Source organism: Marinobacterium mangrovicola, from assembly GCF_004339595.1.
In the GTDB taxonomy this organism is placed as follows: Bacteria; Pseudomonadota; Gammaproteobacteria; order Pseudomonadales; family Balneatricaceae; genus Marinobacterium_D; species Marinobacterium_D mangrovicola.
In genome coordinates, this window is record NZ_SMFU01000009.1 from 208,587 (window position 1) to 231,530 (window position 22,944).

Genomic DNA, 22,944 nt, shown 5'->3' on the forward strand with positions numbered 1-22,944 from the left:
CCCGGAGAACTCAACCGATGCGTAACCCGATCACACTTTCCACATTGTCCCTGGCCGTCTCCCTGACCGCCTCCAGCGTTTTAATGGCCAACGTTGCTCAGGCGAAACCCTTCCAGCTGGAAGGCGAACCGAAGATCGCCTTTATCTACGGCGCCACTGCCCGCGATGGCGGCTGGAATGAAGCGATCGACAACGCCCGCCAGATCGTCGCCGATGAACTGGGTTACCCGATCGCCGTGGCCGAGAGTATTCCCGAAGATGCCAGCGCACTGAAAAACGCCATCGATCTCTATGTACAGCGCGGCTTTAACATCATCGTCGGCACAACCTACGGCTACTCCGACGGCATCGCCCAGGCGGCTGAAAAATATCCGAACGTGGCGTTCGTGAACGCTTCCGGCACCACCAACGCCGACAACCTGGAAAGCTTCTACGCCCGCACCTACGAGGCCTGGTACCTGGCTGGCATCGCTGCAGGCGGAGTGGCCGAAGGCGATAAACTGGGCATGCTGGCCGGCTTCCCGGTGAGCGTTGTTAACTGGGATATCAATAGTTTTGCCCGCGGCGCTCAGGTCAGCAATCCGGATGCCTCCGTCTCCGTGCTCTACACCAACTCCTGGTGGGATCCGGTGAAAGAGGGCCAGGCCGCGAAATCACTGCTTGAGCAGGGCGCCGATGTCATTGCCAACAACCTCTCCTCCGCTGCGCCGTTTACCGAAGCGGAAAAAGCGGACAAATACAGCGTCGGCTTCCAGCTGGATATGAGCGCCAATGCGCCCAAGGGCCACCTGACCTCGGTCGCGTTCCACTGGGACAAGTATCTGGTCCCGACCATCAAGGCGATCGCCGAAGGTACCTGGGAACCCTCTGAATACGGCGCCTTCCCGGGCCTGGCCGAAGGTGTGGTAGATATTACCCCGCTGCCGGACAGCGTTCCTGAAGCGGTTAAGCAGACCATCGCAGAGAAACGTGCCGCCATCATCGCTGGTGAACTGACGCCGTTCGATGGCCCGGTTCTGGCTCAGGATGGCACCGAGAAACTGCCTGTTGGCGAATCTCTCAGCGATGAGCAGCTCTGGGCGATGGATTACCTGGTTCAGGGTACGGTCGGGGGCGGTCAATGAGTCAGGGTTCCCCCCTGCTGACACTGAGCGCCATCGATAAGAGCTTTGATATTCACCGGGTGCTGAACTCGGTCTCCTTCGAACTTGCCAGGGGAGAGGTGCACGCCCTCCTTGGCGAGAACGGGGCGGGCAAATCCACCCTGATGAATATCCTGATCGGCGTCTACAGTGCCGATGCCGGCAAGCTGGAGCTGGAAGGCAAACCGCTGAAGATCAGCAAGCCTTCCGACAGCGCGCGCCAGGGTATCGGCATGGTCCACCAGCATTTTCGTCTGGTGGACCGTCTGACGTTAACGGAAAACCTGCTGCTGGCTGCCGATGACCATCCACAGCTGAAAAGCCGCGCCGCTGCCCGTGAGGCTCTGCTCAGCACAGCAAAGGAGATCGGCTTTACGCTGAACCCCGATTGCCAGGTGGGCGAGCTCTCAGTGGCGGAGAAGCAGCGCGCCGAGATCTGCAAGGTTCTGGCGCTGGGCGCCCGCATCCTGATTCTCGACGAACCCACCGCCGTACTCACCGACTCCGAAGCCAGCTCCATGCTGGCCGCTATTCGCCGCATGGCGGAATCGGGTCGCAGCATCATCCTGATTACCCACAAGCTGCGCGAAGTGGTCGGTTTCAGCCACCGCGTGACTATTATGCGCCGCGGCGAGACCGTGGCAGCGGGTCTGGATACCAGCGATCTCTCAATCGAGAAAATCTCCAGCCTGATGATGGGTTCCTCATCGACGAGCCTCAGCCCGGACGGTATCAACTCTAAAAAAGCCCCTGGCAACATACAGGAGCACGGCCCGGATCTGCTGGCGATCAGCCATCTGAATGCCCGGCGCGATGACGGCGCACCTGCGCTCACCGATGTCAGCCTCAGGGTTAGGGCCGGTGAGATTCTCGGCCTCGCCGGTGTTGGCGGCAACGGTCAGCATGAGCTGACGGAGCTGCTCAGCGGTATCCGTTCCGCCAGCTCCGGCAGCGTGATGATCGATGGCGCCGATGCGCTGGGGCTCTCCCCGCGCCAGCGGCGCAAGCTGGGATTACGCGTTATTCCCGCAGACCGCATGGCCAGCGCGCTGGTGTCCGATCTCAGTATCGCCGCCAACCTGTCGCTGACCTCCGTGGTCAGCGGCCGCTTCGGACGCCTCTGGCTCAACCGCCGCCGCATACAGCGCGAAGCCCAGGCCAGTATCGAGCAACACGAGATCGCTGGCGCCCGCCCTTCTGGCCGCATGGGGCTGCTCTCCGGCGGCAATGCCCAGAAGGTGCTGCTGGCCCGGGAGATCGACAGCGGCATGAAACTGCTGCTGGCCCATTCGCCGACCCGCGGCCTGGATATCCGCGCCAGCGCCTTGGTGCATCAGCGCCTGCGCGAGGCCGCCGCCAAAGGCGCCGCCTGCCTGCTGGTCAGCGAGGATGTGGAAGAGATCATGGCGCTGTCTGACCGCATCTGTGTCATCAGCGCCGGAAAAATCATGGGCGAGCTGCCCGGCGACGCCAGTGCCGCTGATATCGGGAGGCTTATTCTGGGCCATGAGTAGTTTTAGATTGACCCTTGAGCGCCGCCAGCAAGTCAGCACGCTGCGCTCAACCACCACTTACATTCTGGGCCTGCTTCTGGGCCTCGGCTTTGGCCTGGCAGTTCTGCTCGCCGCCGGCGCACCCGCCGCCACCCTGCTGGATGACCTGGTGATACAGGTGTTTTTCAGCTCAATGGGACTGGCGCAGACACTGACCCTGGCAGTTCCGCTAATTCTGGTAGGGCTGGCCGCCACCTCGGCCATGCGACTACGATTCTGGAACGTGGGCATCGAGGGCCAGCTCTGGCTTGGTGCCATCGGCGCCACGCTGGTGGCACTCAGTGACTTCGGCAGCGAATCACTGCGCCTGCCCACCATGCTGCTCGCTTCCGCCATAGCCGGCGCCGCCTGGATCGCCGTGCCGCTGATTCTGAAACTCCGCGCCGGCGTGAATGAACTGGTGGCAACCCTGCTGCTCTCTAACGTGGCTTACCTGCTGCTGCAGCATTTGCTGTTTGGCGCCTGGAAAGATCCGGTGAACAGCTTCCCGGTATCACCACGTTTCGACGACAGCGAGCAGCTGGCGAGCCTTGGTTTTGGCAACCTGCACTCCGGCATCTATGTAGCGCTCGGCATCACCCTGTTGATGGCGATCCTGGTGCAGAAAAGCCGTACCGGTTTCTATGTGGATGTAATCGGCCGTAACCGCACCACCGCCCTGGCCACCGGTATTCCGGTGACGGCCACGATCACACTGATGATTCTGCTCTCCGGCGCCCTGGCGGGGTTGGCGGGTGGTCTGATCGTGACCGGAGTGGAACATCGCCTGACCCAGACCATCGGGATCAACACCACCTTCAGCGGCATCGTTATCGCGTTTATCGCCCGCTTCAATCCGCTGGCGGTGCTACCAACGGCCATCGTACTGGCGGGTATTTATAACGCCGGTGGCACGTTGAAGGTTTTCTACGGCATTCCCGATTCAATCGTCGTGCTGATTCAGGGCATCGTGCTGCTGACCCTGCTGATGGTGCAGTTCTTCCGCAGCTACCGCGTATCGCTGATTCGCCAAAGCGCTCCGCAGTCCAGTCAGCCGTCAACTTAAGGGCATAGAGAGCCCTCAGTTGAAGAGCATAGAAAGCCTTCAGCGTAAGAGCTCAGAAAGCCCGCAGCGTAAGAGCATAGAAAGTCTATGGAACAGTTCATCACAAGTTGGCTCGGCAGCACCCCGGCCTTTGCCATCCCCCTGGCACTGGCCAGCATGGGTCTGGTGCTCTGCGAGCGCGCCGGCGTCCTCAACATGGGTGCCGAGGGCTATATGGCGCTGGGCGCCATGACCGCCGCAGTTCTGACGCTAACCCTCGGCAACCCAGCCATCGGGATAATCGCGGCCGTCATAGCCGGCGCCGCACTGGCGCTGATTTTCGGCTTTGCGGTGGTGATCATGCGCTGCGAACAGATACTGGCGGGCCTGGCCACCATGGCGGTGGGCTTAGGGGTCGCCGGTGTGGTTGGGCGACCCTATGTGCATAAAAGCTTCGAAGGACTGCAGCCGCTGGATATTCCGCTGCTGGACCAGATCCCGCTGCTCGGCCGCCTGCTGTTCAATCAGGACATTCTGGTTTATCTGACTGTCCTGATCGGCTTCGGTCTCTGGTTTCTGCTGGAGCGCACCCGCGCAGGCCTGAAGATCCGCGCCGTGGGTGAAGATCCCGCCAGTGCCGATGTGGCCGGCGTTCAGGTGCAACTGCAGCAGCTGATGGCGATCACCGCCAGCGGCGCCCTCTGCGGCCTGGCCGGCGCTTACCTGTCGGTGGCCAGCAGCAGCGTCTGGGTGGATAACATGATCGCCGGGCGTGGCTGGATCGCTCTCGCATTGGTGGTGTTCGCCCGCTGGGATCCCCTCAAGGCGCTGGCCGGTGCCTTTCTGTTTGGTGCTATTGAGGCCCTGCTGCCGCGTCTGCAGGCGATCGGCGTACCCGCTCCGATCTACCTGATGAACATGCTTCCCTACCTGTTCACCATCGCGGTACTGCTGGTCGCCGCCTGGTCCGGCTCTAAGAAAGGCGTGGAACCGGCAGCGCTCGGTAAGCCCTACGTGCGCCAGGATCGGCACTAATCAACGCTGACATTCACACTGAATACTCACTCTTAATATTCACAGTTATATCGCACCGGCCAGCCTGAAAGGGCTCGTGCCGGTGGCTTGCCTTTACCCCCTTATCCCCCCGTTACCCACGCCGCTTTATCAACACATCATTGCGCAAACCGACCGACCAAAACTCTGTTGCGTGTTTGGCGGCTTCCTAAGCCGCCGTTAGTTGGCAGAATAAGAGAACTGATAGTAATTCTCATTACCATAACAATTACCCACCGTTTCGCAGGACGGGCAGCCGAGCCGAGGTTTAGAAGGTCTAGATGTTTTTCGTTCCTTTTCTGATCATGCTGCGCGAGGGGCTGGAAGCGGCTCTGATCGTCAGCCTGATCGCCAGCTATCTTTCCCGCACCGGGCGCGGCCACTGGATCGGCGCCATCTGGGGTGGCGCCATAGCGGCGGCCCTGCTCTGCTTTGCCATCGGCTGGGGCATCAACGAAACCACCGGTGAATTCCCGCAGAAACAGCAGGAGCTGTTTGAGGGCATCGTCGCCCTGGTTGCCGTGGGGATGCTCAGCTACATGGTGTTCTGGATGCGCAGGGTGGCCGGCAACAGCAAAGAGCAGATGCAGCAGGCGGTAGATCGCGCACTCAGTGGCGGCAGCCAGCGGCGTCAGGCCCTTGCGCTAGTCCTGATAGTGTTTCTGGCGGTGGCACGGGAAGGGATGGAGTCGGTGTTTTTCCTGCTTGCCGCCTTTCAACAGGACGTGGGCGCGGCAGCGCCGGCCGGCGCCGTCACAGGGCTGATCACCGCGATAGTGCTCGGTTTTGCCATCTATTTCGGTGGCACCCGTCTGCCGCTGCGGGCATTTTTCCGCTGGAGCAGCCTGTTCATTATCTTCGTCTCGGCGGGTCTCGCCGCCGGAGCAATCCGAGCTTTCCATGAAGCGGGGATCTGGAATCACTTCCAGGGTATCGCCTTCAACCTCAGTCAGGTGCTCTCCACCCACTCGCTGACCGGCACCCTGCTGGAAGGCCTGCTCGGTTACCAGGAGACACCGAGTGTCAGCGAGGTCGGTGCATACCTGCTCTACCTGATTCCAGCCCTGCTGCTGTTTTTCCGTGAACCCCGTCAAAGCCAACCCGCGGGAGCCAAGCCGCTCTCCTCCTGAGTTCACTTAGTTAAGGGTTGCGAGCCGGCATCGCCGCGCCAACCCAGAAGGATTACGCATGAACAAGACACTGATCAGCCTTTCCCTGGCCGCCGCTTTGTCTTCATCGGTAACGGCCCAGGCCAAAACCAAGCCCGCCGATCTGGTGGCACCGATGACCGACTACAAAATCTATGTCATCGATGAAGTGGCCGCCTATGTCCGCGATACCAAGGAATTCACCGATGCGGTGAAGGCCGGCAATATCGACCGCGCCAAGGCGCTCTATTCACCGACCCGCATCCACTATGAGCGCATCGAGCCGGTGGCCGAGCTGTTCTCCGATCTGGATGCGAGCATGGACGCCCGTGAGGACGACTACGCCCAGGGCGCCGAAGACCCGGACTTCAGCGGCTTCCACCGTATCGAGAAGGCTCTGTGGGCAGATAACTCCACCGATGGCATGGGCAAGTATGCCGACCAGCTCTATAGCGATGCAGTGGAACTGGAGAAACGTCTGACGGCGCTGACCTTCCCGCCCAGCGCCGTGGTTGGCGGAGCGGCGGGCCTGATCGAAGAGGTGGCCGCGAGCAAGATCAGTGGCGAGGAAGACCGTTACGCCCGCACCGATCTGTCGGACTTCAAGGCCAACGTTGAAGGCGCCGAGAAGATCGTTGACCTGTTCCATCCTCTGCTGAAGCAGGAGGACGAAGCGCTGGTAGAGAAGATCGACAGCAACCTGGCGCGGGTCAACAGCGTACTTGCCAAGTACCGTACCGACGACGGTTTCGAGCCCTACGACAAGCTCACCGACCGCGACCGCCTGGCGCTGAAAGGTCCGATCACGGTGCTGGCGGAAGACCTCTCGCTGCTGCGCGGCGTACTCGACCTGGACTAAGCCCACACTTTTCTGTCACTTCAGTCCGGAGAGGCCTTGCCTCTCCCTCTGCACTCCAACGAGAGCCCTATGCGAAAAATAATATTCTCAAGCGCACCCGCACTCTGCCTGCTGGGCGCAGCAATGATCAACAGCTCCGCCCAGGCCGCTTCAAATGATGAGGTGATGAAGGTTGAGGTAGCAGTCAGCGACAGCCAGTGCGAGCCGATGCAACTCAGCGTACCGGCCGGCAAGGTGCAGTTCATCATCCGCAACAAGAGCATGCGCGCACTCGAGTTCGAAATTCTCGACGGCGTCATGGTGGTGGAAGAGCGGGAGAATATCGCACCGGGCTTTATGCAGAAGATGACGGCCAACCTGGAGCCGGGCGAGTACGACATCACCTGCGGCCTGCTCACCAACCCACGCGGCAAGCTGGTGGTCAACGCCGACGCAAATGCCGGGCCCTATGAAGTCAGCGCCACCGACCTGGTCGGCCCGCTGGCGGAATACAAGTTTTATGTCAGTCAGCAGACCCGCTCGCTGCTGGAAAACACCCAGGCGTTTACCGATGCGATCCGCGCCAAGGACCTGGCAAAGGCAAAAACACTGTACGAACAGGCCCGCGAGCCTTACGAGCGCATAGAGCCGGTGGCCGAGCTGTTTTCCGATCTGGATGCCAGCATCGATGCCCGCGAGGATGACTTCACCAAAGGTGCGGAAGACCCTGCATTTACCGGCTTCCACCGTATCGAGTATCTACTCTGGGTGCAGCAGGACGTTGCAGCGGCTGTCCCCTTCGCCGACCAGCTGGATACCGATGTGGCGGACCTGACCGAACGGATTCGCGCCCTGCCCTTCCCGCCGGAAAAGGTGGTCGGTGGCGCGGCGGCGCTGGTCGAAGAGATCGCCGCCAGCAAGCTCAGTGGTGAAGAGGATCGCTACGCCCATACCGACCTGGCGGACTTTCAGGCCAATATCGATGGCGCCAACAAGATTCTGAGCCTGTTCCATCCCCTACTCACCAAGGTGGATGAGCCGCTGACCAAGCGCGTCGATAGCAATATGCAGCGCGTCGAGTCGACACTTGCGGCCTACCGCAAAGAGGATGGCAGTTTCGCCCCCTACAGTGACCTGTCGGATAGCGACCGTAACGCGCTGAAGGGTCCGATCACCGCACTGGCGGAAGATCTTTCCCAGCTGCGCGGCAGCCTTGGCCTTAACTAATCGGTCGCCCGATCAGGAGACAGAGAGATGAGTTGCCCATTCCACGACCTATTCCGGCGCGAGCGCCGTAAAAACAGCGCTGAGAGTTCACTACCAGAGACTCAGCAGGGACGCCGATCCCTGCTCAAGGGCATAGGCGCGCTTGGCGGCGCTTTTGCTCTGGGTGGCTCCCACCCGGCCATGGCCGCCGGCAGTGCCGTATCGCAAAGCAAGGAGGATGCGGAGTACACCAGCCGTCAGATGACGCAGCCCTTTTATGGCGAACACCAGAGCGGCATTCTCAATCCTCCACCGGCCAGCGCCGCGCTGATCGCCTTCGATGTACTGGCCTGGGATAAAAACGAGCTGACCCGCCTGTTCAAGATCCTCACCGAGCGCTGCGAGTTTCTGACCCAGGGTGGCGAGCCACCAACCACCGAAGAGAAATTTCCACCACTGGATTCCGGCATCGTCGGCACCTATGTGCATCCCGATAACCTGACCATCACACTGGCACTGGGCGATTCTCTGTTTGATGAGCGCTTTGGCCTGGCAGAGGCAAAACCACGGCATCTGCAGCCCATGACCCGCTTCCCTAACGACGCCCTGGACGCGGACTGGTGCCACGGCGATCTGCTGCTGCAGATCTGCGCCAACTCCCAGGAGACGGTGCTGCACGCCATGCGCGACATCATCAAACACACACCGTCACTGCTCAGCGTGCGCTGGCGCCGGGACGGGTTTATCTCTAACCATGTGGCCGCTACCGCGGGCAGGGAAACGCCGATCAACCTGCTGGGGTTCAAGGACGGTACGGTTAACCCGAACACCCGCGACCAAGCCGAAGCCAACCGCGTGATTCTGGTGTCTGATCAACATGATGAACCGGCCTGGGCACAAGGCGGCAGTTATATGGCCGTGCGCCTGATCCGCTTTTTTGTTGAGCAGTGGGACCGCACCCCGCTGCAGGAGCAGGAAGCTGTTTTCGGCCGCGACCGTGAAAGCGGCGCTCCGCTGGGGATGAAAAACGAGCACGATATTCCTGACTACAGCCAGGATCCGGAAGGCAAGCAGGTGCCGCTGGATTCCCATATGCGCCTGGCCAACCCGCGCACGCCAGGATTTGAGAAGCACCAGCTACTGCGCCGCGCCTATAACTACTCCGACGCGATCAGCGCCTCGGGGCAGCTGGATATGGGACTGCTGTTTATCTGCTATCAGGCAGATCTGGATGCGGGCTTTATAACGGTGCAGAAGCGACTCAATGGCGAGCCGCTGGAGGAGTACATCAAGCCGTTCGGCGGCGGCTATTTCTTTGCCCTGCCCGGCGTAAGCAAGCCCGGCGAATACTTTGCCCAGGCGTTGCTGGAAAACAGCTAAACCGGCCTAGGCGTTGCCGGGTTCCTGTTCATCGCCACTTGGCGCGCCCTTGCCGATCACTCTCACCTCGCTATCCAGCGGGTTCTTATCGGCAAAGATATCCGCGTACCTCAAGGTCGCGTTGGCGTGTTCACGCATAATCGCCTCGGCACGGGTGCCCTGACCGCGGTCGATCGCATCGAACACCGCATGGTGCTGCATATTGGCGAAATTGAAGCGGCGGTACTCCTGCTTCAGATTGTTCTGGTCGAAGGCGATAGAGGTCACGGAAGCAAAGGGCAGATGCTCGTTGCGCGACATGGCGGAGCCGATGGCCGGGTTCTGACTGGCCTCGATGATCAGCGCATGAAAGCGCTGGTTGATGTCGTGGTAGACCTCGATATCCTCTTCACTGACGTAGCCCTTATCGAACAGCTCATCGCCCTTGGCGATGCACTCGAGCAGCTCGCGCCGGGTCTCTTCCGACAGCCCTAGCTCAGCGGCCTGGCGTGCCGCCAGACCTTCGAGCACGCCACGCACCTCGATAGCTCCGCTGACCTCTTCCTGAGTCACCTCACGCACGCGATAACCGCGCCGCTCCAGCTTGGTCAGCAGGCCCTCCTGCTCCAACGCACGAAAGGCGATACGGATCGGCGTACGTGAAACTCCCAGCTTTTCGGCAGTGGGAATCTCGGCGATCCGCTCACCAGCCGCCAGTTCGCCGGAAATGATCATCTGCCTCAACGTGCTCAGCACCCGCTGACCAGCTCTGCTCATGGTTTGTCGCTACCTCGTATCTGTTCAGATCTGCTTATCGCACTCATTCAACTGACGCTCATCACACCAGACCGCTAGCTTAGAGCCTGAACCACTAAAAAAACAATTATGGCACCAGGGTGGATCCAATAAATGCACAGCAATATTCAATTTATAGAACAGAGCCCTGTCATCGCATAGCGAATTATTTTCATAAAACCCTTTTAAATACATTGAATTAAAGCAAATTAACGCGCCATAAGCAGGAATCGAAGTGTGTAAATACACCTAAAGTACAACTTATTTTTTGGATCCATTACTAGCAGAACACACACAATCTGGTGCATTATTCGCTCAAATTGGATCCATAAGTAGAACAAACCCAAATTAGGAGCCCTGTCATGTTCCCGAAAAACTGCTGGTATGTCGCTTGTACCCCCGACGAATTTGCAGATAAGCCGCTGGCCCGTCAGATCTGCGGCGAACGCATGGCTTTTTACCGCGACGGCGAAGGCAAGGTTGCCGCTGTCGAAGACTTCTGCCCGCACCGCGGCGCACCGCTCTCCCTAGGTTATGTTGAAGACGGCCAGCTGACCTGTGGTTACCACGGCCTGAAAATGGGTCGCGACGGTAAGACCACCTCCATGCCGAAACAGCGCGTAGGCGGTTTCCCCTGCGTTAAAAGCTACCCGGTTGAGGAGCGCTACGGCTTTATCTGGGTATGGCCGGGCGACGCTGAGAAAGCGGACCCGAGCGAAATCCATCACCTGGAGTGGGCGGTCAGCGATGACTGGGCCTACGGTGGCGGCCTGTTCCACATCCAGTGCGATTACCGCCTGATGATCGACAACCTGATGGACCTGACCCACGAAACCTACGTGCACTCCACCAGCATCGGTCAGAAAGAGATCGACGAAGCGCCGGTCCGCACCAAGGTGGTTGATGGTGAAGTTCGCACCAGCCGCTACATGGAAGATATCAAGGCGCCGCCGTTCTGGCAGGCCGCCCTCGAAGCCAACGATCTGCCGGCCGATGCCGATGTGGACCGCTGGCAGGTTTGCCGCTTCACTCCGCCGAGCCATGTTCTGATCGACGTGGGCGTAGCCCTTAAAGGTGAAGGCGGCCAGGAAGCACCGGCCGACAAACGTGCCAACAGTATCGTCGTTGACTTCATCACGCCGGAAACCGAAACCAGCCACTGGTACTTCTGGGGCATGGCGCGCAACTTCAAGCCGGAAGATCAGGCACTGACCGACCAGATTCGGGAAGGCCAGGGCAAGATCTTTACCGAAGACCTGGAGATGCTGGAGCGCCAGCAGCGCAACCTGCTCGAGTTCCCTGAGCGCAACCTGCTCAAGCTGGATATAGACGCCGGTGGTGTTCAGGCACGCCGCATCATTGATCGCATGATCGAGGAAGAACAGCAGGCGGAACAGGACAGCAACCTGATCAAGACGGCTTCCGCCTGATCTGCTCCCATCCGTGCAGCTAAACGCTAATTAAGCACCACATATAACAATAATCCGGGAAGGCGATGCCAGGTGCATCGCCTCTCCTGACAGTTCCGGCCATCACCTGAGGCCAGGAGAAATGCTGTGATCGACGCGAAAGTAACGAAAAAAAGCTGTGAAACAGCGGACATCTGCCTTATCGAGCTGGCCCGTCCCGACGGTTCCGCTCTCCCCGCCTTCAGTGCCGGGGCCCATATCGACCTGCACCTGGGCAATGGACTGATCCGTCAGTACTCCCTGTGCAACCACCCCAACGAAGATCATCGCTACGAGATTGCGGTCCTCAACGATCCGGAATCCCGCGGTGGCTCACGCTTTGTGCATGAAGGCCTGAACGAAGGCGACAGCCTGCAGATCAGCGAGCCGCGCAACCTGTTCCCGCTGGAAGCCAAGGCCGAGCGTCACCTGCTGATCGCCGGCGGGATCGGTATCACCCCGATCCTCTGCATGGCGGAGCGCCTTGACCACCAGGGCGGCGAGTTCGAGATGCATTACTGCACCCGCACCCCGGAAACCACCGCCTTCGTTGAGCGTATCGGCAAGGCTAATTTTGCCAACCGCGTGGAGTTCCACCACAGCCACACCGACAACCCCAGCACCATGGATACCAAGGCGGTGATGGAAGCCCAGGCTGCCGGTACTCACCTGTATGTCTGTGGTCCGAACGGCTTTATGGATCATGTGCTCAATACCGCCCGCGAATGCGGCTGGCCGGAAGAGCGCCTGCACCGCGAGCACTTTGCCGCCGAAGCGGTCAGCCAGGAAGGCGACACCGCCTTTGAAGTGCAGCTGGCCAGCAGCGGCGATATTATCGAGATTCCCGCCGACCGCACCGTGCTGGATGTACTGATGGAAAGAGACGTGGATGTACCCTTCTCCTGCGAAGAGGGCGTCTGCGGCACCTGCGCCGTACGTCTGCTGGAAGGCGAGCCGGATCACCGTGATGTGTTCATGACCGAAGCGGAACACGCCGCCAACGAAGAGTTCGCACCCTGCTGTTCGCGCGCCAAGAGCAAACGCCTGGTGCTCGATATCTGATATCGACTTTTCAGGGGCGAGGTCGCTCGCCCCTGAACCCCGCTTTGCCCGTATTCCCGCCTATTGCGCCGTTGAATGTCATTTAGCATGCAACTCTGGTTAGCGCTACCGCGCTTTCTGGTGCAGGTTTCGCCTGCTGGCGAGTCAAGGATCTTGGACGGCCAAGATCCTTAACAATCCTAAGCCGCCCCGACAGCTTGATCGGCTACGCCGATTGCCCTGTGCTTCTCGTCTGAAAGAGCGGGAAGGGAAACTCGTGCCTATGGCACTCAGACAGCCCTTCCCTTGTTTCTCTTTCAGCCTGCGATGCTCGGCTGCGCTGAAGGGGAAGTTGGTGCGCTTAGACGGTCAGGATTGAAACCCTGGTTTTCACCATTAAGCCAGGCAAGCTAAACCTGCATCCAACAGTGCGCCAGCACTGGAATTTCAACCGTTTATAGAGCGGAAGCCCAGCGTCTGGATATATCCAGCTGGAGCATCACTGCACCGCTGCATCCGCGCGGTTTTCCAGCGCACGCCTGCGCCCACTCTCCCATACCAGCAGCATCGCAATGGCAATTGCCGGCAGCATCAGCAGGTTGAGCATTTCCCAGCCGAACAGCGCCTGGAGCTTACCGGAGAGCATGGCGCCGAGGGCCGAAAAGCCGAATACGAGGAAGTCGTTCATCCCCTGCACCTTCGCCTTTTCCGCCGGGTAATAGGTGTGAGTCAGCAGCGTGGTGGCGCCGATAAACGCGAAGTTCCAGCCGATGCCCAGTGCGACCAGTGAGAGCCAGAAGTGCCAGTAGGTCACACCCAGCTGGTTCAGCAGTACGCAAACAATCAGCAGCAGACAGCCACTCTGGATCACGCGGGTATCTCCAAAGCGGGCGATCAGTTTGCCGGTAAAGAAAGAGGGCAGAAACATCCCCAGCACATGCCACTGGATAATGCTGGCGGAGCTGCTGAAGCCGAAACCACAGGCGCTCATGGCCAGGGGCGTTGCGGTCATCACCAGCACCATCACCCCGTAGCCGATGGCACCCGCGGTGACCGCTGCAACCAGCGCGGGCTGGCGCATCAGCTGTGCATAACTGCGGGTCTCACCATGTTTTTCCGCCTGATTGACCGGCGGCAGCGGCAGGCTGGCGATCAGCAGAGTGGTGAGCAGATAAAGCACGATCAGGACATAAAAGGCGCCGAGATATGCGCTCTCGGGCACTATCCCCTGCGCCCAGGTGGCAAGATTAGGCCCCAGTATAGCGGCCAGGACACCGCCGCCCATGACCAAGCCTATCGCCTTGGGATGCTGGGCCGGTGCGCAGCTCTCTATCGCGGCAAAGCGGTATTGCTGGCCAACGCCAATGGCCATCCCCAGAAGAAAAGTACTGATACAGAACAGGGTGAAATCGGAGTGAGCCAGAGAGAAAGCGGCAAGCACCGCGCCGCCGATACCGATCAGGTTGCCCGACAGAAAGCCGATTTTACGACCAAACAGGCGCATCAACTGGGCTGCAGGCAGAGTCGCGGCCATCAAGCCAAGAAACTGCAGGGCAGCAGGCAGTGTCGCCAGCCCCAGATCCGGGGCTATCGCCTGGCCGATCAGTGCGGTTACCGCCACCAGCAGAATATTTCCGGTCACCAGCAGCGCCTGACCCAGCGCTAGACCCCAGACATTGATCGGTAACATGTTATAATCGCCCCTCACTGACAGGCGGCAAATATAACATCCTGATAATCAACTTGCCGTTCGGAAATTCTTATCCCGCCTATCAGGCCTCTGGATCGCCCGGTTGTTTTTTGCACAAAATCATCCCCGCGTGAAACTTTCCGTTTTTCCCCCTGTCTCTTTTCCCCGTCAGCTCTACACACTATCAGGAATAACACCCGAGATGTTTCTCCGTACTGCTACACCGTTATCCGCTATGTTTCGCCGTTTTCGTTTTCTCACTCTGATTCCGATGGTCCTTCTGCTCTCGGCCTGTGCCCAGGACCGTTATATGTTCCTGGAGCGCGCCGATCTGGGCCCTCTCCAGCAGCAACTGGCGGATCAGCAGCTTGAGATCTTTGCCCTGAAAGAGCAGAACCAGGCTCAGTTCGATCTGCTGGAAACCCGCCAGCAGCTGCGCCAGAACGACCTGTCTGCCGAGCTCAGAGCCCAGCGCACGCTGCTGGAAAAACATGAGCAGCGTCAGCCAGAACACCGCAACGCCATCAACCCGCAGCAGCAGCCAAGCCGCGGCCGCTATCAGGGCAAACTGGTGGTCGGTGAGCTGGAAAATGTCTACATGCCGGTACCGGGCGTGATCTATGAAGCACGCATCGACAGCGGCGCCCAAACCTCATCCCTGCACGCCACCAACATCGAGCGTTTTGAACGTGACGGCGAACGCTGGGTGCGTTTCGAGATTGAAGACCCCGCCAGTGAACAGTCGATCACCCTGGAGCGTAAGCTGTCCCGCAACGTGCGCATTATCCAGGCCTCTGCTGACGAGGCGGAACGCCGCCCTGTGGTTGAGTTGCCGTTTATGATCGGCGATCACCGCCAGACCGCCGAATTCACCCTCAACGACCGCGAGCAGCTGACCTATTCACTGCTGATCGGTCGCAATGTACTGCGTGACGTCATGCTGGTGGATGTAGGTCGCGAGCACGCCACAGAGCTGCCGGAAGGCCTGGAGCTTGTTGGGGAAGATGACGAATGAGCCGCCATTCCAAAACGCCGTTCTATATCGCCACACTGATGCTGATTTTCCTCGGCATCGCCCTGGCGGTGCTGCGCAACCAGAGCATGGGCGTGCCCTGGCTACCCGGTGTACAGCAGCCGGTGTGGCTGGTCGATGCGCGCATAGACTTCCAGGCCTGGGGTGATCCGGTCACCGTCAGCCTTAACGTGCCGGACAACGCACCGGGCTTTGCCACCCTGTCAGAGCAGGCGGCGTCGCCCGGCTACGGCTTCGCGATCACCAACAACAAGGGTGATCGTCGCGCCGAATGGACCATCCGCGAGGCTGAGGGACCACAGACGCTCTACTTCAAGACGCGCATGATCCCGACCAGCGCCACGGAAGCGGCTGAAACCGGTACCGATGCCGCACCGCTGCCCACCCAGATCTTTCTTGAGGAGCCTCGGGCCACTGCAGCGCTGACGCTGATCGAACAGGCCGGCAGCCGCTCCAGTTCGCCCACCAGTCTGGCCCGCGAACTGATCAGCCAGCTGAACAGCCCCAAGCCGGACCAGAACACCCAGCTGCTGCTCAGCGACGCATCGAAGATCGACACCCTTTACCAGCTGCTCAACTACGCCAACACCCCGGCACGTATCGCCGAAGGGCTGGTTCTGGAAGACGCACGCCGCGCGCAGTCGCTACAGCCCTATCTGCAGATATTTGATGGTGAAAGCTGGGTTACTTTCAACCCGCGCACCGGCGAACAGGGCGTGCCTGAAAATACCCTGCTGTGGCGCCAGCAGAGCGGCTCACTGCTGGATGTCGTGGGTGGCAGCGACTCCCAGATCCACTTCTCCATTCTGCGTCAGACCATTCCTGCGCTGCAGGTGGTCCGTGCCGAGGCCGACGCCAACAATCTGGGTGCACTGAGCCTGTATCAACTGCCGGTGGAGCAGCAGAGCATGTTCCGCATGCTGCTGTTGCTACCGTTCGGCGCCCTGGTGGTCTGCCTTATGCGCATCATCGTCGGCATCAAGACCTCCGGTACCTTTATGCCGGTACTGATCGCCGTGGCCTTCGTGCAGACCTCGCTGCTGCCGGGCCTGGCGGCTTTTATCAGCGTAGTCACCCTGGGCCTGCTGATGCGCGGCTACCTGTCGAGTCTTAACCTGTTGCTGGTATCGCGAATATCGACGCTGATCGTGCTGGTGATCTTTATCACCGTGGGTATCAGCGTGATCGGCTATCAGATGGGCTTTGCCACCGGTATGACGGTTACCTTCTTCCCGATGATCATTCTTGCCTGGACCATCGAGCGTGTATCGATCCTCTGGGAGGAGGAAGGCGCTCACGAAGTTCTGGTACAGGGCGGCGGCAGCCTGCTGGTTGCGGTCATCGCCTACCTGGTAATGAGTTCACCACTGGCCGAGCACCTGAGTTTCAACTTCCCCGAACTGCACCTGGTGGTGCTGGGCGCGATCCTGCTGCTGGGACAGTACACTGGCTACAAGCTCACCGAGCTGCGCCGGTTTTCTCCAGTAAGGAAATACCTGTGAGGAGGCACCTGTGATCAACAAGCTGAAACAGCGCCTGTTCAATGACTGGATCAAGCCGTCACAGCTGAAGCAGGCGGGCATCCTCAATATGAACAAGCGCAATGTGGATTACATCGCGCGCTACAACGACCGCAGCGCCTATCCGCTGGTGGATAACAAACTGAAAACCAAGCTGGTGCTGAAAGAATACGAGGTGAGCTCACCCAAGCTGCTCGAGGTGATCACTGAGCAACATGAGATCACCGGCTTTCGTGAGCTGGTACAGAAGCTGGACGGCTTCGCCATCAAACCGGCCAAGGGTTCCGGCGGCAAGGGCATACTGGTGATCACCGGCCGCGACGGCGACGCCTTCGTCAAACCCTCTGGCAGCAAGGTGGATCTGGCCGATATCCAGCGCCACCTTTCCAACATCCTCGCCGGACTCTACTCGCTGGGCGGCTCTCCCGACGTGGCGGTGGTGGAATCCCTGGTGCGCTGCGAGCCGATGCTGGCGAACTACTCCTACCAGGGCGTGCCGGATATCCGCATCGTTGCCTTCAAGGGCTACCCGGTGATGGCGATGCTGCGGCTTTCCACCCAGGCATCCGACGGCAAGGCCAACCTGCACCAGGGCGCTGTGGGCGTGGGCCTGGATATCTGCACCGGTCAGGCGCTGCATGCGGTTCAGTTCGACCGTTCCATCGAGCATCACCCGGATACCGGACAGCCGCTCAACGCCATCAAAATTGATGACTGGCACAAGCTCCTGGTGATGGCCAGCCGCTGCTTCGAAGCGACCAACCTGGGCTACATGGGTGTGGATATCGTCATCGACGAAGAGCACGGCCCGCTGCTGCTAGAGCTCAACGCCCGACCGGGGCTGGCCATTCAGATGGCTAACGGCACCGGTCTGCTGCCCCGCCTGCACGCGGTGGAAGCACTGCGTCGTCCGCATTTCACTGCGGAAGAGCGTGTCGCCTGGTCCATGGCGCAACTGGGCACGGCCGATAAACAGACCGACCAGCCCGAAGCGAAGACAGAACTGACCGAGCCTGTAGCGCTAGGCGTCTGATCCCGTTAAGCCCCCTGAATACCTGAAAACAGGGGGCTTTCCTCGATAATCCTTCCCAATCTCTGGGTCGCCTCGTTCACTTTCGGCGCCATGAACAGTGTGACTTCGGTATCCGGCAACGCCGGCATATCCTCAACCACATTCAGATCATCCTCCACCGTATGGTGCGGAATGATCGCTACGCCTATACCGGCACGCACCGCAGCCAGAACACCGGCCCTGCTTTGACTGGTAAAAGCGATACGATGTCTGATACCCGCTTCGTCCAGCGCCTTACAGGCATAGATACGGTGGTAACAGCCTTCATCGAACACCGCCAGCGGCAACACCGGCTGCTGCTCCACGCTATGCCCTTTTGAACTGACCCAGACCAGCTGATCGCGTCGCAAACGCGTACCACCCTCGGTATCTGCAAGCATCTCCACCAGCGCTATATCCAGCTTGCCCTTCTCCAGCATTTCGACCAGATGATCGGGGCGGTGATCGCAGAACACCTCCAGGTCCGCCTCCGGATAGCTGAGGATGAACTCTTCCAACAGCGGCGCCAGGGTGCGGCTGGCGTACTGATCATGGGTGCCCAGACGCACCTTGCCACCGATATCGATGTTCTGGAACGAGCCGACAATCTGATCGTGCAGATTCAGCAGTTGCTGGGCATGGGACTTCAGCTGGGTGCCGGCGGCGGTCAAACGAACACCGTGCTGGCCCCGCTCCATCAGCGGATTGGCCACCAGATCCTCCAGCCGGTTCAGCTGCATACTGATCGTGGAGGGCGCTTTATGCAGGCGTTTCGCGGCCTCGGTGAGGTTCAGGGTATCCGCCACCACCATAAACGTGCGCAGCAGATTGATCGGTAAATCTCGCATCAGATCTATCTTCAATAAAACCGAATGTAGAATTGAATATTTATCGATTTTACGAACAAGCGCAAGCGCCTAGGATAGCTCCGCTGGCCCAGATAAGACTTTCAACAAGGGCCCTGAACCTGCGGAGCAAATCCAATGCGTATGACCGCCACGCTCGGGATTAACCAGATCATCAGCCATGGTTTCGGACTGTTTCTGTTTGCGGCACTCGTGCCCCTGATGCAGACCTCCATTGAGATCAGTCACTGGCACCTGGCCACCATCGGCGCACTGACTCAGCTGGCCTACCTGGCAGGCGCCATGCTCCTGGGCCTGATCGGCCACCATGTCAATTCCGGCCGACTGCTGCTGGTCACCGGCTCCATTACCACGCTGCTGCTATTCAGCATGTCCATGCTCAACGACCCGATGGTGATCACCCTGGTACTGACAGTGATGGCCGCCAGTGCCGCGATCAGCTGGGGCGGTATTGTGGAACTGATCACCCGCTACGGACGCCCGGAAAACTGCGCCACTAATCTGGCCACCGCCTCCAGCGGCACGGCCTGGGGCTATGGCCTGAACGGCATGCTGATTCTGCTGGTGATTCCGCTGTTTGGCTGGCGTAGCGGCTGGATTCTGGCCGGCGCCCTGGGTGCGGCCACCCTGCTGCTTACCCTGTCGCTGCTGCGCAGCTTGAAGCAGCGCCATGAGAACCACCTGGCGGAGGAGTCCAGCGCCGCATTGAGCCCGCTGCAGCTGTTCAGCACCATCGTGCGCGAACGCACCGCTTTCTGTGCCTGTCTGATCTGCTTCCTGGTCGGTGCATCCGCCATGCCGTTTTCAACCTGGCTGAACACCTATCTGGCGGAGCTGGCACTGCCGCCTGCGCTGGGAGGTTACACCTGGACAGTGACCGGCCTGACCGGCATGGCTGCAGGCTTTCTGATCGGAAAACTGGCCGACCGCCGAGGCCACGGCCAGGCTCTGCTGGTGGTATTTGGCGGCTTTGCCTTGAGCCTGCTGGCTCTCGCCTACTCACCGGAAAAATTCGCAGCGGTTGCAGGCTTCGGCTATGGACTGATGTATTTCCCGATGTGGGGCATCATCGCAGGCTGGGTCAGCAAGCAGTACGGCTCCAAGGCCACCATGCAGATCAACGGTATCGGCATGGTCACCTTCGGCCTGGGCGGCGCCCTGGGTAACCTGGTTGCGGGCGCGGTTCGCGAAAGCAGCGGTAGTCTTGAAGGGGTTTACGTCATGATTACCGGCCTGGCGATTATGCTGGCCTGCGCCGCAGGTTACATCTGCCTGACCGAGCGCGAACCGAAGCCACTGTTCCGGCCGACCTTTTGCTTGAATATGGGTATGTTGAGATAACCAGCCGGATCCACCCAGTAACCGGTAACAAGCGGTATCGATCACACCCACATACGCCTGGATCTCCTTGGATTCAGGCGTATTCACTGAGTATCTGGGCCTGGTGCACTGCCAACCGCGGCGGAAAGAACTTAGGGGCTGGACTGCTAAATGCCGCCCCCCACCGCTTTATAAACCGCAACTCGCTGTATGTTCAGCGCAGCCTGGCCATCGGCCAGCAGACGTTCGATACCGAGTAGAGCACTCTTGGCCTCGAGCTCTGCGCTGCTATCGGTAAGACCCGCTACCCGGTTGGCGGTGATCAGCTCTAGCTGACTGCTAAGACTCTGCTGCTGCTCTTCCAGCCTTGTGTACCTTTCAAGCTCTGCGCTATAGGCAGTCAGTGCATCGTCGATCTCCTGCCAGGCAGCCAGTACCGTTTTGCGGTACTGAATCGCCGCCTGCTGCTGAGACACATCGGTCAGCTCTACCCTTTTTCGCAGCCGTCCCTGATTAAACAGCGGCAGGTAAAAGCCAGGGCCTATATTCCACTGACGGCTGCTCCATTCCCCGATAGTGCTGTCGTTGTAGGTTTCGAAACCGAACCCGGCATTCAGGGTGATGCGTGGATAAAGGTCGGCGCGGGCCACGCCGATCTGTGCAGTGGCGGCATGCAGACGCGCTTCTGCCGCCTGGATATCGGGGCGGCGCTGGGCCAGCTCCGACGGCAACCCGAGCTTAAACGGGTTTTCTGCTGGATTCTTCGGCCATTGGGTGTCTGCATTCTCCAGCAGTGAATCCAAAGCTCCGGGACGCTCACCAAGCAATAGCGCCATTGCATTCCGCAACGCCGCTGACTGACTGCGCAGCGGTGGCAAACCCGCGTTAAGTTCTCGCAATTGGGTCAGCCGACGCTCCACCGGCAGTTCGGTGATCATCCCGGCAGCCTGCTGCGCCTGCAGCAGTTCCAGTTGGTCCTCGCCCAGATTGATCTGCTGTTCAAGCAGGCCGATCTGCTGATCGATAGATAGAAACTGGAAGTAGGCGCGGGCCAACTCAGCGCTCAGCGCCAGCCGTATCTCATCAAGCTCAGCGGCGCTTGCCCGCATCTCGGCCCCCGCCGCTTCTACCGAGCGGCTGATCCGACCCCAGAAGTCCGGCTCCCAACTGGCATCAAAGCCCGCCTGGTAAAGGGTGTAGGGCTTGGCCAGACGCTCGATCAACTGATCGGCGTTACCCGGCGCGGAGATCTCGGCCATGCGCATGGACGGGCTGTTCTCACTGATCCGCTGACGACCGGCAGCACCACTGGCGTTAAGCTCCACACTCTGGGCACCGACGATCTGCTGCTGCAGCCGGGCACGAATAAAACTCAGCGCCGCCGTCTGCAGATCCGGGTTGTTCGCCGCCATGCGGGACTGCAGCTCATCGAGCAATGGATCGTTGAACTCGCGCCACCAGAGCAGATCGGCACTAGAGTTATCCACATTGAGCTGATCAGTAGCCTGCTCCCCGCTGTGCCACTGGCTCCAGGAATCCGGCGCATCAGGCTGTGGCTTTTCAAAGTCAGGACCAAGGGCGGTGCAGCCAGCCAGTAGCGATAACAGAGCCACAGCCAATCCCGGCCGCACGACTCTGCCCTGCGGGAAGCTTTGAGGGAAACGCCTTGTTGGCAGCAACGGATCAGACATTCAGCACTCCAGTTAAAGCGCTCTAATTAGAGCACTTCAGTTAAATCAGGCGATGGCGGAACAACCAGGCCGCCAGCGGCAAAGTCACAATGGCGATCAGCATCAGCGGCACCATATCCCGCCAGACATCGCCCAGCTGCGCCCCTTCCAGGTAGACGGCCCTCACCAGATGGATCGCAAAGCGCAGCGGGTTAGCGTAGGTGAGGGTCTGCAACAGGTCCGGCATGTTGGCTACCGGCGTCGCCAATCCCGATAGCAGCATCAGCGGCATGATCAGCACAAAGGTATAGAGCATCGCCTGGTGCATATTGGCGGAGAGCGCAGAGATCGACAGCCCCACGCCCACACTGGCGATGGTGAACATCAGCAGTCCCGCGTAGAGAGTCCCCACCGATCCGGACATGGGGATATGGAACCAGTAGCGCGTCACCACCAGTACCAGCGTGGATTGCACCAGACCAATAATGATTGGCGGGATCGCCTTGCTGATCAGGATCTCGAACGGTGTGTGCGGCGTCACCAGCAGCTGATCGAAGGTGCCCTGCTCCCGCTCTCTCGCCACCGACAGCGCCGATAGCATCATCGTCTGAATCATGCTCAACCCCGCGATCATCGCCGGCATGATGATCCAGCGGGTCTCAAGATTGGGGTTAAACCAGCTGCGCGCTTCAACCTCGACAGAGACCGCTGTCTCCGGGTTCAGGCACTGATTAAAGCCAGCGACGATGGATCGTACATAGCCAACCGCCGAGTTACCGGTGGCGGAGTTACGCCCATCCACAATCAGCTGCAGCGGCGCAGTATCACCGGAGCTCAACCGCTCCTCGAAATCGCTGGGAAAATGCAGCGCAATCAGCGCCTCACCGTTACCGATAAAACGCTCGATCTCAGCACTGCTGTGCAGGGTCGCCACGCGATGAAACACGCCGGTACCGTCCACCCGGTCCAGCAGTGTGCGGCTCGATTCCGTACTGCTCTGATCCAGCACCACGTAGGGCACATCGGTAAGGTCGAAGTTGGCGGCGTAGCCGAACAGCAGGCTCTGCAGCAGTGGCGGCACGATCAGGATCACCCGGTTGGCCGGGTCCTTGAGCACCGCGAGCATCTCCTTGTTGCAGAGGTTGATGACTCGGTAGATAAACGCGATCAGGCTGGTAGTCATCGGC

19 protein-coding genes are annotated in these 22,944 nt (G+C 59.8%); 14 read left to right on the forward strand and 5 right to left on the reverse strand.

What is annotated here, in order from left to right; all coding sequences use genetic code 11:
* Window positions 1-17 precede the first annotated feature (17 nt).
* From CLV83_RS13420 to efeB, 8 genes are all read left to right on the forward strand, one after another.
* Window positions 18-1,124 carry a BMP family ABC transporter substrate-binding protein gene (locus CLV83_RS13420; RefSeq protein ID WP_132293213.1) on the forward strand — a complete coding sequence of 369 codons (1,107 nt, stop codon included), beginning with the start codon at window positions 18-20 and terminating at the stop codon, window positions 1,122-1,124.
* Window positions 1,121-2,656, forward strand: a complete 1,536-nt coding sequence (locus CLV83_RS13425) for an ABC transporter ATP-binding protein (RefSeq protein ID WP_132293216.1) — start codon at window positions 1,121-1,123, stop codon at window positions 2,654-2,656. Before CLV83_RS13420 ends, CLV83_RS13425 begins: the two co-directional genes overlap by 4 nt.
* On the forward strand, window positions 2,649-3,740 hold the full coding sequence (locus CLV83_RS13430; protein ID WP_132293219.1) for an ABC transporter permease: 1,092 nt from the start codon (window positions 2,649-2,651) through the stop codon (window positions 3,738-3,740). The genes CLV83_RS13425 and CLV83_RS13430 overlap by 8 nt, the downstream gene beginning before the upstream one ends.
* 87 nt (window positions 3,741-3,827) lie before the next feature.
* A complete protein-coding gene (locus tag CLV83_RS13435) occupies window positions 3,828-4,754 on the forward strand; it encodes an ABC transporter permease (RefSeq protein WP_132293222.1) in 927 nt (308 codons plus the stop codon).
* Window positions 4,755-5,053: 299 nt separating this feature from the next.
* Window positions 5,054-5,902, forward strand: a complete 849-nt coding sequence (efeU, locus tag CLV83_RS13440) for an iron uptake transporter permease EfeU (protein WP_132293225.1) — start codon at window positions 5,054-5,056, stop codon at window positions 5,900-5,902.
* A gap of 58 nt (window positions 5,903-5,960) precedes the next feature.
* On the forward strand, window positions 5,961-6,779 hold the full coding sequence (efeO, locus tag CLV83_RS13445; protein ID WP_132293227.1) for an iron uptake system protein EfeO: 819 nt from the start codon (window positions 5,961-5,963) through the stop codon (window positions 6,777-6,779).
* Window positions 6,780-6,848: 69 nt separating this feature from the next.
* Complete coding sequence (gene efeO, locus CLV83_RS13450) at window positions 6,849-7,985, forward strand: iron uptake system protein EfeO (RefSeq protein ID WP_132293230.1); 1,137 nt, start codon at window positions 6,849-6,851, stop codon at window positions 7,983-7,985.
* A 27-nt stretch (window positions 7,986-8,012) separates the two neighbouring features.
* Window positions 8,013-9,344: an iron uptake transporter deferrochelatase/peroxidase subunit gene (efeB, locus tag CLV83_RS13455; protein ID WP_132293233.1), complete on the forward strand. Its 1,332-nt coding sequence runs from the start codon at window positions 8,013-8,015 to the stop codon at window positions 9,342-9,344.
* Window positions 9,345-9,350: 6 nt separating this feature from the next.
* On the opposite strand, the gene CLV83_RS13460 is transcribed toward efeB, so the two are convergent.
* Entirely contained in the window at window positions 9,351-10,100 is a 750-nt protein-coding gene (locus CLV83_RS13460; RefSeq protein WP_132293236.1) for a GntR family transcriptional regulator, read from the reverse strand.
* 380 nt (window positions 10,101-10,480) lie between these two features.
* On the opposite strand from CLV83_RS13460, the gene CLV83_RS13465 reads away from it, so the two are divergent.
* Both CLV83_RS13465 and CLV83_RS13470 read left to right on the forward strand, forming a co-directional pair.
* Window positions 10,481-11,548, forward strand: coding sequence for an aromatic ring-hydroxylating dioxygenase subunit alpha (locus CLV83_RS13465; RefSeq protein ID WP_132293239.1), 1,068 nt, complete (start codon window positions 10,481-10,483; stop codon window positions 11,546-11,548).
* Window positions 11,549-11,674: 126 nt separating this feature from the next.
* The gene (locus tag CLV83_RS13470) at window positions 11,675-12,628 is read left to right on the forward strand and encodes a PDR/VanB family oxidoreductase (protein WP_132293242.1); all 954 of its coding nucleotides are present in this window, start codon (window positions 11,675-11,677) and stop codon (window positions 12,626-12,628) included.
* A 478-nt stretch (window positions 12,629-13,106) separates the two neighbouring features.
* On the opposite strand, the gene CLV83_RS13475 is transcribed toward CLV83_RS13470, so the two are convergent.
* Window positions 13,107-14,297 (reverse strand): MFS transporter, encoded by a 1,191-nt coding sequence (locus CLV83_RS13475; protein WP_132293245.1) that lies wholly within the window; start codon window positions 14,295-14,297, stop codon window positions 13,107-13,109.
* A gap of 202 nt (window positions 14,298-14,499) precedes the next feature.
* Here CLV83_RS13475 and CLV83_RS13480 point away from each other — a divergent pair, with 202 nt between their 5' ends.
* Genes CLV83_RS13480 through CLV83_RS13490 form a run of 3 tightly spaced genes read left to right on the forward strand, consistent with a single transcriptional unit; the run spans window position 14,500 to window position 17,883 of the window.
* A complete protein-coding gene (locus CLV83_RS13480) occupies window positions 14,500-15,312 on the forward strand; it encodes an ATP-dependent zinc protease family protein (RefSeq protein WP_207894893.1) in 813 nt (270 codons plus the stop codon).
* Window positions 15,309-16,832: an inactive transglutaminase family protein gene (locus CLV83_RS13485; RefSeq protein ID WP_132293248.1), complete on the forward strand. Its 1,524-nt coding sequence runs from the start codon at window positions 15,309-15,311 to the stop codon at window positions 16,830-16,832. The genes CLV83_RS13480 and CLV83_RS13485 overlap by 4 nt, the downstream gene beginning before the upstream one ends.
* Window positions 16,833-16,842: 10 nt before the next feature.
* Window positions 16,843-17,883: an alpha-L-glutamate ligase-like protein gene (locus CLV83_RS13490; protein ID WP_243642388.1), complete on the forward strand. Its 1,041-nt coding sequence runs from the start codon at window positions 16,843-16,845 to the stop codon at window positions 17,881-17,883.
* A 5-nt stretch (window positions 17,884-17,888) separates the two neighbouring features.
* Here CLV83_RS13490 and CLV83_RS13495 read toward each other — a convergent pair whose 3' ends face one another.
* Window positions 17,889-18,749, reverse strand: coding sequence for a LysR family transcriptional regulator (locus CLV83_RS13495; protein ID WP_132293251.1), 861 nt, complete (start codon window positions 18,747-18,749; stop codon window positions 17,889-17,891).
* A 135-nt stretch (window positions 18,750-18,884) separates the two neighbouring features.
* On the opposite strand from CLV83_RS13495, the gene CLV83_RS13500 reads away from it, so the two are divergent.
* On the forward strand, window positions 18,885-20,108 hold the full coding sequence (locus CLV83_RS13500) for an MFS transporter (protein ID WP_132293254.1): 1,224 nt from the start codon (window positions 18,885-18,887) through the stop codon (window positions 20,106-20,108).
* A 146-nt stretch (window positions 20,109-20,254) separates the two neighbouring features.
* Here the strand turns inward: CLV83_RS13500 and CLV83_RS13505 are convergent, their stop codons facing one another.
* The gene (locus CLV83_RS13505) at window positions 20,255-21,778 is read right to left on the reverse strand and encodes an efflux transporter outer membrane subunit (RefSeq protein ID WP_132293257.1); all 1,524 of its coding nucleotides are present in this window, start codon (window positions 21,776-21,778) and stop codon (window positions 20,255-20,257) included.
* 40 nt (window positions 21,779-21,818) lie between these two features.
* A complete protein-coding gene (locus CLV83_RS13510; protein ID WP_132293260.1) occupies window positions 21,819-22,940 on the reverse strand; it encodes an ABC transporter permease in 1,122 nt (373 codons plus the stop codon).
* Window positions 22,941-22,944 lie beyond the last annotated feature (4 nt).

Excerpts from the sequence above, each read along its gene's own strand:
- CLV83_RS13420 (WP_132293213.1), top strand. The coding sequence starts at position 18 with ATGCGTAACCCGATCACACTTTCCACATTGTCCCTGGCCGTCTCCCTG.
- CLV83_RS13460 (WP_132293236.1), bottom strand. The coding sequence starts at position 10,100 with ATGAGCAGAGCTGGTCAGCGGGTGCTGAGCACGTTGAGGCAGATGATC.
- CLV83_RS13485 (WP_132293248.1), top strand. The coding sequence starts at position 15,309 with ATGAGCCGCCATTCCAAAACGCCGTTCTATATCGCCACACTGATGCTG.
- CLV83_RS13495 (WP_132293251.1), bottom strand. The coding sequence starts at position 18,749 with ATGCGAGATTTACCGATCAATCTGCTGCGCACGTTTATGGTGGTGGCG.
- CLV83_RS13475 (WP_132293245.1), bottom strand. The coding sequence starts at position 14,297 with ATGTTACCGATCAATGTCTGGGGTCTAGCGCTGGGTCAGGCGCTGCTG.
- efeU (WP_132293225.1), top strand. The coding sequence starts at position 5,054 with ATGTTTTTCGTTCCTTTTCTGATCATGCTGCGCGAGGGGCTGGAAGCG.
- CLV83_RS13425 (WP_132293216.1), top strand. The coding sequence starts at position 1,121 with ATGAGTCAGGGTTCCCCCCTGCTGACACTGAGCGCCATCGATAAGAGC.
- CLV83_RS13480 (WP_207894893.1), top strand. The coding sequence starts at position 14,500 with ATGTTTCTCCGTACTGCTACACCGTTATCCGCTATGTTTCGCCGTTTT.
- CLV83_RS13435 (WP_132293222.1), top strand. The coding sequence starts at position 3,828 with ATGGAACAGTTCATCACAAGTTGGCTCGGCAGCACCCCGGCCTTTGCC.
- CLV83_RS13510 (WP_132293260.1), bottom strand. The coding sequence starts at position 22,940 with ATGACTACCAGCCTGATCGCGTTTATCTACCGAGTCATCAACCTCTGC.
- efeB (WP_132293233.1), top strand. The coding sequence starts at position 8,013 with ATGAGTTGCCCATTCCACGACCTATTCCGGCGCGAGCGCCGTAAAAAC.
- efeO (WP_132293230.1), top strand. The coding sequence starts at position 6,849 with ATGCGAAAAATAATATTCTCAAGCGCACCCGCACTCTGCCTGCTGGGC.
- CLV83_RS13505 (WP_132293257.1), bottom strand. The coding sequence starts at position 21,778 with ATGTCTGATCCGTTGCTGCCAACAAGGCGTTTCCCTCAAAGCTTCCCG.
- CLV83_RS13430 (WP_132293219.1), top strand. The coding sequence starts at position 2,649 with ATGAGTAGTTTTAGATTGACCCTTGAGCGCCGCCAGCAAGTCAGCACG.
- efeO (WP_132293227.1), top strand. The coding sequence starts at position 5,961 with ATGAACAAGACACTGATCAGCCTTTCCCTGGCCGCCGCTTTGTCTTCA.
- CLV83_RS13465 (WP_132293239.1), top strand. The coding sequence starts at position 10,481 with ATGTTCCCGAAAAACTGCTGGTATGTCGCTTGTACCCCCGACGAATTT.
- CLV83_RS13500 (WP_132293254.1), top strand. The coding sequence starts at position 18,885 with ATGCGTATGACCGCCACGCTCGGGATTAACCAGATCATCAGCCATGGT.